Annotated in this window: 12 protein-coding genes and 1 pseudogene; 10 read left to right on the top strand and 3 right to left on the bottom strand. The window is 72.0% G+C overall.

Annotation, left to right across the window (positions count from 1 at the left end; translation table 11 throughout):
* Positions 1-153: 153 nt before the first annotated feature.
* From ACFYZL_RS05840 to ACFYZL_RS05820, 5 genes are all read left to right on the top strand, one after another.
* A complete protein-coding gene (locus ACFYZL_RS05840; RefSeq protein WP_384743820.1) occupies positions 154-888 on the top strand; it encodes a peptidylprolyl isomerase in 735 nt (244 codons plus the stop codon).
* Positions 889-1,169: 281 nt separating this feature from the next.
* Complete coding sequence (locus ACFYZL_RS05835; protein WP_384743821.1) at positions 1,170-3,005, top strand: diacylglycerol kinase family protein; 1,836 nt, start codon at positions 1,170-1,172, stop codon at positions 3,003-3,005.
* A gap of 5 nt (positions 3,006-3,010) precedes the next feature.
* The gene (locus ACFYZL_RS05830) at positions 3,011-3,991 is read left to right on the top strand and encodes a YihY/virulence factor BrkB family protein (RefSeq protein WP_384743823.1); all 981 of its coding nucleotides are present in this window, start codon (positions 3,011-3,013) and stop codon (positions 3,989-3,991) included.
* Between the two features lie 46 nt (positions 3,992-4,037).
* Positions 4,038-4,862: a phosphatase PAP2 family protein gene (locus ACFYZL_RS05825; RefSeq protein ID WP_388676397.1), complete on the top strand. Its 825-nt coding sequence runs from the start codon at positions 4,038-4,040 to the stop codon at positions 4,860-4,862.
* A gap of 165 nt (positions 4,863-5,027) precedes the next feature.
* Positions 5,028-5,474 (top strand): hypothetical protein, encoded by a 447-nt coding sequence (locus ACFYZL_RS05820; protein ID WP_384743826.1) that lies wholly within the window; start codon positions 5,028-5,030, stop codon positions 5,472-5,474.
* 203 nt (positions 5,475-5,677) lie between these two features.
* Here the strand turns inward: ACFYZL_RS05820 and ACFYZL_RS05815 are convergent, their stop codons facing one another.
* Positions 5,678-6,229 (bottom strand): VanZ family protein, encoded by a 552-nt coding sequence (locus tag ACFYZL_RS05815; protein WP_384743827.1) that lies wholly within the window; start codon positions 6,227-6,229, stop codon positions 5,678-5,680.
* A gap of 84 nt (positions 6,230-6,313) precedes the next feature.
* Between ACFYZL_RS05815 and ACFYZL_RS05810 the strand changes: the two genes are divergently transcribed.
* On the top strand, positions 6,314-7,216 hold the full coding sequence (locus tag ACFYZL_RS05810) for a YihY/virulence factor BrkB family protein (protein ID WP_388676393.1): 903 nt from the start codon (positions 6,314-6,316) through the stop codon (positions 7,214-7,216).
* A 29-nt stretch (positions 7,217-7,245) separates the two neighbouring features.
* Here the strand turns inward: ACFYZL_RS05810 and ACFYZL_RS05805 are convergent, their stop codons facing one another.
* Positions 7,246-7,605: a hypothetical protein gene (locus tag ACFYZL_RS05805; RefSeq protein WP_384749149.1), complete on the bottom strand. Its 360-nt coding sequence runs from the start codon at positions 7,603-7,605 to the stop codon at positions 7,246-7,248.
* 162 nt (positions 7,606-7,767) lie between these two features.
* On the opposite strand from ACFYZL_RS05805, the gene ACFYZL_RS05800 reads away from it, so the two are divergent.
* The gene (locus tag ACFYZL_RS05800; protein WP_384749152.1) at positions 7,768-8,067 is read left to right on the top strand and encodes a DUF6247 family protein; all 300 of its coding nucleotides are present in this window, start codon (positions 7,768-7,770) and stop codon (positions 8,065-8,067) included.
* Positions 8,068-8,215: 148 nt separating this feature from the next.
* Here the strand turns inward: ACFYZL_RS05800 and ACFYZL_RS05795 are convergent, their stop codons facing one another.
* Positions 8,216-8,449 carry a DUF5133 domain-containing protein gene (locus ACFYZL_RS05795; RefSeq protein WP_384749155.1) on the bottom strand — a complete coding sequence of 78 codons (234 nt, stop codon included), beginning with the start codon at positions 8,447-8,449 and terminating at the stop codon, positions 8,216-8,218.
* Positions 8,450-8,955: 506 nt separating this feature from the next.
* On the opposite strand from ACFYZL_RS05795, the gene ACFYZL_RS05790 reads away from it, so the two are divergent.
* From ACFYZL_RS05790 to ACFYZL_RS05780, 3 genes and pseudogenes are all read left to right on the top strand, one after another.
* Positions 8,956-9,423 carry a hypothetical protein gene (locus ACFYZL_RS05790; protein WP_388676388.1) on the top strand — a complete coding sequence of 156 codons (468 nt, stop codon included), beginning with the start codon at positions 8,956-8,958 and terminating at the stop codon, positions 9,421-9,423.
* Between the two features lie 381 nt (positions 9,424-9,804).
* Positions 9,805-11,010, top strand: a complete 1,206-nt coding sequence (locus ACFYZL_RS05785) for a Cmx/CmrA family chloramphenicol efflux MFS transporter (protein ID WP_388676385.1) — start codon at positions 9,805-9,807, stop codon at positions 11,008-11,010.
* Between the two features lie 326 nt (positions 11,011-11,336).
* Positions 11,337-12,716 (top strand): annotated as a pseudogene (locus tag ACFYZL_RS05780) (molybdopterin-dependent oxidoreductase).
* The last annotated feature ends 24 nt before the right edge of the window (positions 12,717-12,740 follow it).

The following is a 12,740-nucleotide window of genomic DNA, read 5'->3' as shown; positions in this document are numbered from 1 at the left end:
CCGTAAAGGGCAGTGAGGAGCAAGCCGGCGTGCCGGTCAGTCCCGGGCCGGTGATTTCCCTCGTTGGAGCGACCCCTGCGGGTCGTTCTTCCGGGCGGGCGCTGCTCCCGCTATCAAGATCGAGCCTTGTACGACTGCGAACGGACCCTCTCCATGATCTTCACCGCTCTGCGCGGCGTGGCTGGTGCCGCGCTCTTCGCCGGACTCGTCGCCGTGGCTCCGGCGTCACACTCGGCGCCCGTCTCGAGCACCGCGGCGGCAGCCGCTGCGCACCCCGCGGCACTCCCCTCGCCTGCCGCCAAGCGCGGCGCGTGCGTGTTCTCGCCCCACACCGGTTCGGACGTGAAGGATGTGGGAAGGCCACCCGCCCAGCCGCCGTACGCCGGTGCGGTGAAGGCCACCCTCAAGACCAACCTGGGCGACATCGAGCTCGACCTGGACGGGAGGGCGGCTCCTTGCACCGTCGACTCCTTCACCTACCTGGCCACCGAGAACTTCTTCGACAGGACGCACTGCCACCGCCTGACCACCGGGGCGCTCAAGGTGCTCCAGTGCGGGGACCCGAGCGCGACAGGATCCGGCGGGCCGGCCTACCACTACGCCGAGGAGAACCTGCCGAACGCCGACCCCGGCAAGGAGACGGCCACGTACCACAAGGGCACCCTGGCCATGGCCAACGCGGGCCCCGGCACCAACGGAAGCCAGTTCTTCATGGTCTACGGCGACTCCGAGCTGCCGCCGAGCTACACCGTCTTCGGCAAGATCAACAGCGGCATGGGCCTCCTGGAGGAGGTCGCTCGGGCCGGAACGGACAACGCGAACGGTGACGGGGACGGCGCGCCCCGCAAGAGGCTCACCCTCCAGGACGTGACGATCGCCGGGAGGTAGGCCACACGGATCCTTTCAGCGATCCCGGCTCCGGGCCGAGTGGCCCGCCGCACGAAGTCGGCTCGCCGTCCAGCCGGTTTGGCCGCCTCCGACGTGACCGGCAGCACGCGGCAGTCCGCCGACTCTCGGCATCCGCCCTGGAGGCGGCCGGTCACTCGCGCCGTGCACGAGAGCCGAGCCGGGCCGACATACCGGTCAACTCCAAGACCCCGGCGCAGCCGAGCACGAAGAGCCACGGGTGGACGCGCATGAGTCGGCCGGCACGGGTAACACGGGGTCAAATGAGACCTGAAAGCGGCACAGTCGGACGGGCCCCCGGCAGGCTGTCCGTCCTGTTGTTCCTGCCGGCACCGGCGGCCCTCATGATCGGTGTGGGGCTGTTGGTCACCGGCCCGCTCGCCGACCACTGGCCGGTGGCGGCAGAAGACGCCGTCAACCGAGGCCTGGCCGCGCACCGAGGCGTGCTCGCCGTCTCGTTCTCGGACTGGGTGTCCCTGCTCGCCGGCACCCACAGCATCATCGGCCTGACCGTCCTCGCCGTCGCCGCGATGCTGGGCCTCTCCCGGGGGCGGTGGCTGCCGGAGGCGCTGTTCCTGGCCGTGGCAGTGGCCGCGCAGTCGGCCGTCTTCCTGCTGGTCACCCTCGTTGTCGAGCGGCCGCGTCCGGACGTTCCCCACCTGGACGCCGCGCCGCCGACCTCCAGCTTCCCCTCCGGGCACGTCGGGGCGTCGGTGGCCCTGTTCGGCGGCCTCGCCGTGATCGCGGCGCTCCGCCTGCGCGGCACCCGCCGCTGGGTGCGGTGCCTCGTGATCGTCCCCCTGCTCCTCATTCCGCCGGCCGTGGCCTTCTCCCGGCTCTACCGGGGGATGCACCACCCGTCCGACGTGATGGGCGGCCTGCTCAACGGGGTCTGCATCCTGCTCGTCGTCGCGCACGTGTTCCTGCTGCCGCGCCCCCGGCCGTCCTCGGCTCGGTCCTTCGGCGCGGTCGCCGCGGACCGGCTTCCGGCCGCCCGCACCACCCCTGCCACCGCCGACGAAGCCCCGGCGGCCCGACGGGCCGTGGTGGTGCGTCACCCGCACGGCTGCGGGGCGGAACTCGCAGGCCGCGTGAGGGACGTCCTGCGCCGCCACGGCTACACCGATCAGGCGTGGACGGAGACCTCCGCGGAGCACGCCTCCGGCGGTCTCGCCGAGCTGACGGCAGACACGGGCGCCGCGCTCGTCGTGGTCTGCGGCGGCGACGGCACCGTGCGCGCCTGCGCCGAGCTGCTGGCCGGCACCGGGACCCCGCTCGCGGTGGTCCCCTGCGGCACCGGCAACCTGCTGGCCCGCAACCTGCGGCTCCCCACCGATCCGGCCACGGCGCTGGAGTCGGCCCTGTCCGGGGAGACGGCTCGGATCGACATGGGCAGGGTGGCGGGCGACGGGCTGCGGACCGCCCGGTTCACCGTCATGGCGGGAGCAGGTTTCGACGCCGCCATGGTCGGCGACGCCTCGGCGCGGGTGAAGGAGCGCGCCGGCTGGGTCGCGTACGTCCTGTCGGCCGTCCGCCACCTCGGGGACCCCAGGATGCGACTGTCGATCCGGCTCGACGAGGGCCCTGTACGGGAGCGCCGTGCCCGCATGGTCGTCATCGGCAACGTCGGCACCCTGCAGGCGGGCGTTCCGCTGCTGCCCGACGCCCGGCCCGACAGCGGCCGGCTGGAGGTCGTTCTGCTCGACCCGCGGGGCGTCCGCGGCTGGCTCGCGACCGCAGGACACCTGGGGGCGCGCATGCTGCCCGGCCGGGCGGCGGCCGGGCCCGAAAGCGGTGACGGCAGGGTGGCCGGCGGGGCGCTGGAGTACTTCAGCGCCGCACGCGTCGACATCCGCTTCGCCCGGCCCCAACCCCGCGAACTCGACGGTGACGTCATCGGCTCCGGCACCCGCCTGAGCGCGCAGGTGGAGCCCGGCGTGCTGTGCGTCCGGCTGCCGCCACGTGCGCCGGCGGAGCAGGAACACACGCCCACGGTCCGGACGACGGAGGCGACCGGGGGAGCGGGGCGCGCCGACCGGCCGCGTACGACCTCCGTGACCGGACCGGCCGGCCGAACACACGACGTGGACGGGGGATGATCGCCGTGGGAACCGCGACCCGGGTACCGCAGCGCTGTGACGTGGCTGCGGCGCCGGCAATACCGGCGGTGGAGGGCGAGGAACTGTCCGCGGAGGAAGCCTTGGCCACACTGTCGCGCTACGGAGGCTGGAGCCTCGTACGGGACTCCTTCGTCCGTTTCCGTTACGCCGACGGCTTCAGCCACTCCAGGGCGCTCGCCCTGCAGACGGTGCTGTCGATCGTACCGATGGCCATCGCCGTCATAGGACTGTCCGGCGCGTTGCACACCGAGGACATCGGCCAGGTCGCGGAACTGACGATCCGCAGGCTGGTGAGCGGACCCAGCAGGGAGCTGGTGGACGACGCGCTCGCGCAGAGCCGGCACCGGACCGGGGACGGCAGCGAGTTCGCCCTCTGGCTCGGCCTGCTGTTCGCCGTCATGAACGTGACCACCGCCCTGTGCCAGGTGGAGCGCGGCGCCAACCGCATCTACGGAACGGAACGCGACCGGCCGTTCCTGTACAAGTACACGCGTGGTCTGGTCATGTCCGTGCTGGCGGGCCTGCCCCTCGGCCTCAGCTTCGCTGTCACCGTCCTCGGCGCCCACCTGGGCCGCGCCGTGGCGGAGGTGTACGACCTCGGCCCGGGCACCCTCCGTTTGTGGGACGTGCTGCGCTGGCCCGTGGGGGTGGTGCTGGCCCTCATCGCCACCAGTGCCATCTTCAAGCTCTCCCCTCGCCGCGCCCAGCCCGGTTACACCTGGCTGGCCTTCGGAGCGCTGGTGTACCTGGGGTTGTGGCTGCTCGCGACGTGGGGGCTGAGCCTGTACGTCGGGGCCGGCGGCTCCTTCGACACCGTGTACGGCCCCCTCAGCGCCTTCGTCTCGCTGCTGCTGTGGTCCTACCTGACCTCGTTGGCCCTCTTCCTGGGGCTGGCCTTCGCCGCCCAGCTGGAAGCCGTGCGGGCCGGGGTGACGGAGCCGGTCAGGGAGGACCCCGGCGTCTGAACGCGAAACGCGCGCCAGGGGAAACCAAGAGAGGAGCACGGCGACCATGGCACGACTCTCCACCCGCCGACGACTTCCCACCCGCCCACGGCATCTGCTCGCCCGGCTCGTCCCCGGCCCCCCGGGACCGGACGCCCGCTTCGGCGCACGACTGCTGACGACGGTGGCCACGGCCACCCTCGCCTCCGTGCCCTTCACGCTCGCCCTGCTGCTGGTCGAATCGAGATGGCCGCCCCTGCGCCGGCTCGACCAAGGAGCGGCCGAGCGACTGCACGCCGCCGCATTGGAGCACCCCGCGTGGGTGCGGGTACTCGAGTTCCTGACCGGCGTGGTGTGGGATCCCCTGACCATGAGGCTGCTGGTGGCGGCGCTGGTGGTGTGGCTCCTCGTACGTGGGGCCGTCCGGCTGGCGCTGTGGGCGGCCGTCACCACGACGGTCGGCGGCCTCATGGGCCTGCTGCTGAAGAACGTGGTCGCACGGGCCAGGCCCCACCTGCCCGACCCGGTCGCCCACGCGCCCGGGTTCTCCTTCCCCTCCGGTCACGCCCTGACGGCCACCACGTCCTGCGCGGTGCTGCTGCTTGCGCTGCTGCCGCTGGTGCCCCGGCGACGGCGTGCGCTGCCGTGGGCGCTCGCGGCGGTCTCGGTGGTGGGCGTCGGCTATACGCGGGTGGCGCTCGGCGTGCACTGGGTGAGCGATGTGTTGGGTGGCTGGCTGCTCGGTCTGGCCGTGGTGACGGCGACGACGCTGCCCTTCGAAGCCTGGCGGGCGGACATCGGACGCCGCCGCACCACCCCCGCGCAGGGCCTGGAACCGGAGATCCGCTCCGGCCGCCCGGAGCCGCCGGTGGGTGTCGCGGAGCGTCCCTGAACGGGCGGATCAACGGGAAGGCGTGCCGGGAAGCCGTGGGGGACGTGTCGGTGACGCATGGCCGCCTGTTCGGGTGAAAAGCCCGCAATACACCTGCCCTTGTCGCGCCCGCTCGGGCCATGGTCTCTCCATGGGAAAGACCGCAGGACCGAAGGGACATCGCACGTGAGGCGCACCGGAACGATTCTGGCAGCAGCCGCGCTCGCCGTGTTGAGCACGCCGGCCAACGCGCACGCGGCGGCAATCGCCTGCGGCGGAGGCACGTCCACCGGCCGAGTGGCCGTCAACGGCTGCATCAGCGCCCAGCGAGGGTCCCTGGGAAGGGTCATCACCCGCGAGATCACGGCGCACATCAAGGCACGCAACACGGGAACGAAGGGATTGAACATCTCGTACGAAGCGTTCTTCCGTGTCGTCGACGGTGGCCACTGGGTGAAACTCGGCAGCGGCCGCACCTACGTTCAGCCGGGCGAGGCCCTCGGCCCCGTCGAGGTGGGGGCAACGACGCGCGTGTGCGGCCCGGTGAAGGTCGAGATCCGCGTACATGCCCGAGCCGACGGAGCGCCCTGGAGCGGCTGGTCCACCGCATCCACGCAGCAGTGCCAGACCTGAGAGCGGGGGAGGGAACCCGCCGGAAGCGGGGCCGCCGCCCAGGCCTCGGGACGCGTGCACGTGCGCATTCACCCTCGGTCGGTACGTCCGCCGGTCAGGAACGCCCGGCCCGGTGACGGGCCGGCCCGGACAGCGGCGAATTCGCGGTGCAGCCCGCGTACGGATCGGGAGTACGGGGGCGCGGCAGGGCCCGCAGTCACGAGTCACGAAGCGCGGCGGTGCCACCAGTGCCTGCGTCGCGGGTGCACGGCGCGCCCCAGTCGCAGGCCGATCAGGAGGTAACCGAGCAGCGCCCCGGTGGTGTTGAGGATGACGTCGTCGATGTCGAAGACGCGTCCGGTGACGAGGGCGCCCTGGATCAGTTCCACCAGCGTCATCAGGCACACGGTCACCGCGGCGACCCTCAGCAGTCCGCGGGCGGGCGGCAGCAGGACGGGCAGGAGCACGCCGAACGGAACGCCCAGCAGCAGGTTGCCGCCCACCTGGCGGGCCGCCTCGACCGTCGACGCTCCCTCCAGGTAGGCGCCGATCGAGCGGCCGGGCCGGAGGTTGGCGTGCACGAGGTCCGCCGAGGCGGCGGAGGGTTCCAGGGTCAGCCGGGCCAGGACCACGCTGAACAGGACGGTCCCGGCGAAGGCGGCCAGCATGGCGAGGGCCCGTACGACCGGGTGGGCCGGGCCGCTCTTCGTACCGGTGTCCTGTCGGACCGCTTCCTGCGGCTTTTCGTCGCGCCGTCGCGCGTAGCTCCATGTCATGCGGGCGCGTCTACCCGGCGGGCGGACCGATACGCGGGACCGTGCGGGCGCATGGGCGCGGGCTCGGGAGGGCACGCGCACGGGGTGACCGACATCCCCCGCACCACTGCGCGGCGAGGCGCTCCGCCCGCCACCTCTTCCACCGCCCTCGGCCTCGCGGCGCGCACCCGCGCCGAGTTGCGGCGCACGGCCGTCCGCGTGTGGACGGACAACCTGGCCGACCACGCTGCCGCCCTCACCTACTACGCGCTGCTGGCGCTGCTGCCGGCGCTCGTCATCGCCGTCTCCGTCGTGGGGCTGCTGGGCGGGGCGCGGCGGGACCGGCTCATCGCCGACCTGACCGCCTACGCGCCCCCGCAGTCGGCTCAGGTGCTCCGCGAGGCGCTGGGCGCCATCCCCGAGGGGCATTCCTCCATGTGGGCCCTGCTGCTCGGCGGAGTGGTGAGCGCGCTCTGGTCGGCGTGCAGTTACCTGGCGGTGTTCCGGCGCGCCCTGCACACGATGCACCGGGTGCCGGACACGCGGCGGCCGCTGCGTGCCGCCCACACCCTCGTCGCCCACGCGGCGCTGCTGCTGGTGCTGCTCGTCGTCGGCGCCGTGGGTCTGGTCGTGTCCGGGCCGCCGGCCCGATGGGCCGCGCGGGTCGTGGGGGCGGGCGGCGCGCAGGCCGTGGCGTTCCTGCGCTGGCCGGTGCTCCTGGTGGTGGTGACCCTTCTGGTGCTGGTCCTGTTCCGCACCGGGCCGGCCCAGAGCCGGGGCACCCGGCGGGGGCTTCCCGGCGGGGTGCTGGCGGCGCTGCTGTGGCTGGCCGCCTCGGGTCTCTTCACGCTGTACACGCAACTGGACACGTACGGCCGGCTGTACGGGTCGCTGGCCGGGATCGTGGTCTTCGTGATCTGGCTCTGGTTCGCCAATCTCGCGCTGGTCACCGGCGCCCAGTTCAACGCGGAACGGGCGCGGCGGCCGGCGGCCGGGCTGCGGGCCTGAGGCCCTGCGGCCCGGCCGCCCCGGGGGGACTACTTCGTGCGACGGGCGCGGCGGGCGCGGCGGGCGAGCACGGCGGCCGTCAGGACGCCGGCGACGGTGGCCAGCGCGGTGCGGTTGGCTCGTGCCAGGGTCGCGGCGCGACCGGCCCTGGCTTTGGCGGAGGCGAGGTTGCGGTGCCCGGCGAGCCGTCCGGCGCGGGCGGCGGTGTCCCGGACGCGGGTCGCCGTCCGGAGCGCCCCGGCGCGGACGGGATCGGGTGTCTTGTCCTCCACGAGACGCCCGACGTGCACGGCCGTGTCCCTGAGCCGGCCGGTGGCGCGTATGACGTGCCCCCGGAGCTCAGCCGGGCCGGGGACGGACCTGCCGTTGGCGTGCGGTATCAGCGTCATGGCGATGCCTCTCCTTGAAGTACGCCTTCGTGGGCGCGAGTTGGCGGTGTTCGTCGGTGTGCTGCGCGGGTACCCGGCAATGCCCTGATCACGCGCGCCGGTCCGCGACACGGCCCGTCGATCACGTCCGCGTGAGGGTGACAGAACCTTTTGGAGGACGACGTGAGTGCTCAGCCCGAGTACGAGCCCACCCGGCCGCCCGCTCCGGCCGCAGCCGCCCGGCTGCTCCAGGAGCTGCGTGCCGACCGCCGGGCCACGGAGTGGGTGCCGGCCTTCGAGCGGGACTGGGCGAAGGCCTGGGAGGACTCCCGCCACGGCTACAGCCTCACGCCTCTGCACGATGTCGTCCGGTCCTGGCAGCTGCGCGTTGCCGCGGCCCCGGCCGTCGACGCCTCCATGGAATCCTGCCGGGACGAAGACGGCTTCGTCGACCTGGACGACGTCCTCGCTCCTCGCCGGTGACCGGCACACTCTGGTCGGTGGGGATGTCTCCGCGGGCCGCGAAGGTGCTCGCCGAGCTCCCCGCGCCCGCGACGGAAATGGTTCGCGACGTCACACCGTTGGCGTGGTGTTCGCCTTGCCGACGTCCAGGCCGAGAGGGCTTGCCGACTCAGGTGGAGGCGAGAACGGAGTCGTCGAGGACGCGGGCTCCCGGAAGGCGATGGCGCGCCGAGAACAGCGCTGCGTGCACGTCGGCGGTGCCGGTGGCTACGCACAGGGCGCGCCCGGCGTCCTCGAGCTCCTCTCGTACGGGCGACGGGTCGTCGGCCGCTGCATCCAGTACGGCCAGAGCCCAGTAGCGATCGACGAGACCGGTGAGCACGGCCGGGTGCGCCATCAGCATGGTGGGTTCCTTCTGTCGGTGTTCGATCAAGTGGCCGTCGCCTACCCCACTCGTCGGTTTCGAATCTTGGCCAGGCGCAACTGATCCGCACCTGGCGACATCGTTCCAGGCCGCTTACTTTCAGCCGGCTGCGCTCCATCAAGCGGCCCGCTCCCCGGCCGGCACGCGACCGGACCCCGACCCAGGGGTGGGCCGCTTCCCTCCTGCGGGGAGCGGCCCACTGCCGTGTGTGGTGCTCCAGCCGGCCAGGCTCTCCTGAAGCCGGGGGGTGGGAGTGAGGAGTGTCGCTGGGGGTAGGTGCGGGTCAGCCGGGTCGGTCGTCGTGACGCAGCAGGGACCTGCTCACCTCCGAAGATCGGCGGCCGTCCCGGTCTTGCCGGCCCCCATGCCGACAGGGCGGCCCCACGGGACCGTCCTCACCGAGGCGGCAGCCGGCGGGGGCCGCGTTCGGATGCCTGAGGCGAGCGTCTTGCCCTCACGCCCGGGTCGGGACCAGAGTCTCCTTCATGATCACTCAGGTTGTGACGCTCGTCGGTGTCCTCGTTGGTGCCCTGACATCGTTCCTGGCCACGACGATGGCGGAGCGGACCCGGCATCTGCGAGTCATGGCGACACGTTGGGACGAGCGGAAACTCGGCACGTACATCGAATACGCGTCGTGCGTGAAGGAGATATCCAGTACGGGCAAACGGGCTCGTCATGCTGCCGAAGGGACCGATGAGCAGCGGGAGTTCCTCGCGGCGATGGAGGAGGCCGAGCTGAGGAGGAGCGTGCTGTTCGAGACGCTGGTGCTTCTCGCGTCGCCGAAGGCGATCGAGGCCGCGCACGAGATCAACCGCGTTGTGTGGCGGGAGTTGCGTGCGGCCCGGAGCCGGGGCTCTGTTTCCGCGGAGGAGGGACAGGAGCTCATGGAACTGATGAACCGCTATCACCAACAGGCGCGCGCCGATCTGGGCGTGCCTCACAGTGCCTGATTGCCCATGACGGTTGTTGCGCGTCGAGGACGCATTCGGGTGGCTGACGACCGGCCGATGGCGCGGCAGAGCCTTGCCGCCGGGGAGGTCGGCGAGGCAGGCGTTGAGGCCGTACCAGTCCGTGCCGGTGACGGTGGCCAGGTCCAGGGAAAGGGTGAAACCCAGGTGCCTCGACGGACATCGGTCGGATAACGTGCGGGCCATGTCGAGTCCTGAGTCAGACGAGGTGGGGGCTTTCGGTCACGCCGTCAGCCCCCTGAACCACTGAGTTCGTAATCCTGCCGTCTCGCCGCGTTCTGCGGACGGACGAGTGCGCCCCTGGGTGCTGACCGCGGTGACGAGTTGACCTACTCGTGCTTCTCCTCACCTCGGAGCCACTCGATGCCTCTCCCGCTGTATCTGCTCGCCGTGGCGGTCTTCGCCATGGGCACTTCGGAATTCATGCTCGCCGGCCTCTTGCCGGACATCGCCTCGGACCTCGACGTGACGGTCGGGACAGCAGGAATGCTCACCTCGGCTTTCGCGATCGGAATGATCGTCGGTGCCCCGCTCATGGCCGGATTTGCCCGCAACCGGCCCGGACGGTCCACCCTTCTCGGGTTCGTAGTCGTGTTCCTGGCAGCCCACGCCGTGGGCGCTGCCACCTCGTGCTTCCCGGTCCTGGTTGTGACGCGTGTGGTCGCGGCACTCGCGTACGCGGGGTTCCTCGCCGTAGCGCTGACGGCTGCCACCACGCTGGTGTCGCCCGACAAGAAGGGACGTGCGCTTGCCGTGTTGCTGTCGGGCACCACGGTGGCCACGATCGCCGGTGTCCCAGGGGGATCGGTGCTCGGCACACTGCTCGGCTGGCGGGCCGCTTTCTGGGCCGTCGCCGCTCTCTGCCTGCCCGCGGCTATCGGCATCGCCAAAGGGATCCCAGCGCGAGGCGTCCGGAAGGTTGCCACTGACGGGCCCACCTTGCGATCGGAACTCGCGCAGCTCAAAAGGCCGCGGCTGCTCCTGATCATGCTGATCGGCGCCATGGTGAACGCGGCCACCTTCGCCGGCTTCACCTTCCTCGCCCCCGTCGTGACCGACACCGCCGGGCTGGGCGAGCTGTGGATCTCGGTCGCCCTGGTGCTCTTCGGCGCCGGTTCCTTGGCCGGGGTCACTCTCGCCGGTCGTTTGTCCGACCGGTACCCCGGCCCGGTCATTGCGGTCGGGGGTTTGCTGCTGCTCATCGGCTGGGCGGCCCTGGCCGCCCTGGCCGAACAGCCCGTTGCCCTGCTCGTCCTCGTGTTCGTCCAGGGCGCGCTGTCCTTCGCGCTGGGCAGCACGCTGATCACGCGGGTCCTCCACGAGGCGGCAGCAGCGCCCACCATGGCCGGCTCCTACGCGACCGCCGCGCTCAACGTCGGCGCCGCCATGGGACCCCTCATCGCCGCGACGACCCTCAGTACGGCAGCCGGGGAACTCGGGCCGCTCTGGGCAAGCGGACTCCTCGTCCTGGTCGCGCTACTCGTCGCGTTGCCCTTGCGCGGTGTGATCGCAACCCGTCACAGCAGCGAGGTAGAGACCCCGCCCGAGATCGGCGAACGGATCGAGTGACTGCGGCGGGACGACACGCGGTCCGCCCGCAGGATCACGTCGAACTCGCCGGCCCCGGGAGTGCGGATCAGCGAACCGGATCGTGGCCCGCTACCCGGGCCACGTGATCCTCTGGACGTTGGGAAGCTCGGACGCACCCAGGACGGAGGCGGATGGCGGACCACGGCCGGGGCTCCGCCCAGATCACGAGATCTTGAGCCGGTCACGGCCTGGAAATTCGCCTCCGCCCCTGTGACCGCCGTCGCGCGGCACGCCGCGTACCCGAGCAAGCGCCGGATACGTACTAAGAACCTACAGATCATTCGTTCGGGTGTGGGGGCAATCCGCTGAGCGAGTACCGCCGAATCCCCGGCGTGAGCAGCTTCCGCACCATCCACTCCCGCACCGCGCTCGGCGCACTGGCCGGCCTCGTGGCCGCGTTCACGGCGCTGTCCGTGGCCGAGTTGGCTGCGGGGCTGATCCGTCCGGCCGCCGGGCCGGTGACCGTGGTGGGTGGAGCGGTGATCGACCGGACCCCGGCGGCGGTGAAGGACTTCGCGATCCGCACCTTCGGGGGGAACGACAAGGTTGTCCTGCAACTGGGGATTCTTGCCGTTCTCGCGGTCATCGCCATCGCCCTGGGCGCCCTCGGCCCGCGCCACCGCAGCGCCGCAGCCGCGGGAATCCTGCTGTTCGGGATCGTCGGTGCCGCCGCGCTGAGCCGCCCCGATGCCACCGGGAGCGCTGACGCGCTTCCCTCGATGGCCGGGGGTACCGCAGGCGCCGTCACCCTGTACTTCCTCGCCTCCAAGGCAGCCCCGTTGGGCGCCACGTCATCCGCAGACGACATGAGTCGGCGTGGCTTCCTCGTCGCGGCCGGCGCGACGGCCGTCGTCGCCGGTTCGATGGGGGTCCTCGGACGCTTCCTGTCCGGTAGGCAGGGGCAGGGCGCGGTCGCCTCCCGTGCCGGTCTCGTCTTGCCCAAGCCTGCCTCTCCGGCTCGGGCCGTCGCGCCGGGCGTCCAGCTGATGGTGCCCGGCATCAGCTCGGCACCGCCCGCCGGCTCGGCGTGCTTCTCGCCGCACTCCTCGAAGAGGCGGGCGTACGACCCCCGTCCCAAGGCGGCACAGCGGACCGGCTGGTGGCCCGCTCGGTGGACGGCATGACGCTCGGCTCCCCGGTCGAGGACGTGATGGACGGCCGCGACGCGATGCTCGCCGTCGGCATGAACGGTGAGCCGCTGCCGTTCGAACACGGCTTCCCCGTGCGCATGCTCGTGCCCGGCCTGTACGGGTACGTATCGGCCTGCAAGTGGATCACTGACATCGAACTGACCACCTTCGACGCCTACGACCCCTACTGGGTGAAGCGGAAGTGGGCCCGCCGGGCGCCGATCAAGACCCAGGCCCGCATCGACACCCCCAAGCCCTTCGCCGGCCCCGCCGCCGGCACCGTGCTCGTCGCGGGTGTCGCCTGGGCGCAGCACCGCGGCATCACCCGCGTCGAGGTCCGCATCGACGACGGGCCGTGGCGCGACGCGGACCTCGCCCCACAGGCCACCGCCGACACCTGGCGCCAGTGGTCCTATCCCTGGCGGGCCACCACCGGCGGACACGATCACCGTCCGCGCCACCGACGGAACCGGCGAGGCCCAGACCGAACACCGGACCCCGACCACCCCCGACGGGGCGAGCGGCCGGCACAGCGTCTTCGTCACCGTCACCTAGACCACCGGCCCGACCGTCCGAGCG

The organism is Streptomyces sp. NPDC001717 (assembly GCF_042892775.1).
Classification (GTDB): domain Bacteria; phylum Actinomycetota; class Actinomycetes; order Streptomycetales; family Streptomycetaceae; genus Streptomyces.
Note: the sequence above shows the minus strand (reverse complement) of the source record. Positions and strands in the feature narration are given on the sequence as shown.

What these genes read in the sequence shown, in the direction of transcription:
- ACFYZL_RS05840 (WP_384743820.1), top strand. Translation starts at nt 154, where the DNA reads ATGATCTTCACCGCTCTGCGCGGCGTGGCTGGTGCCGCGCTCTTCGCC.
- ACFYZL_RS05835 (WP_384743821.1), top strand. Translation starts at nt 1,170, where the DNA reads ATGAGACCTGAAAGCGGCACAGTCGGACGGGCCCCCGGCAGGCTGTCC.
- ACFYZL_RS05825 (WP_388676397.1), top strand. Translation starts at nt 4,038, where the DNA reads ATGGCACGACTCTCCACCCGCCGACGACTTCCCACCCGCCCACGGCAT.
- ACFYZL_RS05815 (WP_384743827.1), bottom strand. Translation starts at nt 6,229, where the DNA reads ATGACATGGAGCTACGCGCGACGGCGCGACGAAAAGCCGCAGGAAGCG.
- ACFYZL_RS05805 (WP_384749149.1), bottom strand. Translation starts at nt 7,605, where the DNA reads ATGACGCTGATACCGCACGCCAACGGCAGGTCCGTCCCCGGCCCGGCT.
- ACFYZL_RS05795 (WP_384749155.1), bottom strand. Translation starts at nt 8,449, where the DNA reads ATGCTGATGGCGCACCCGGCCGTGCTCACCGGTCTCGTCGATCGCTAC.
- ACFYZL_RS05790 (WP_388676388.1), top strand. Translation starts at nt 8,956, where the DNA reads ATGATCACTCAGGTTGTGACGCTCGTCGGTGTCCTCGTTGGTGCCCTG.
- ACFYZL_RS05785 (WP_388676385.1), top strand. Translation starts at nt 9,805, where the DNA reads ATGCCTCTCCCGCTGTATCTGCTCGCCGTGGCGGTCTTCGCCATGGGC.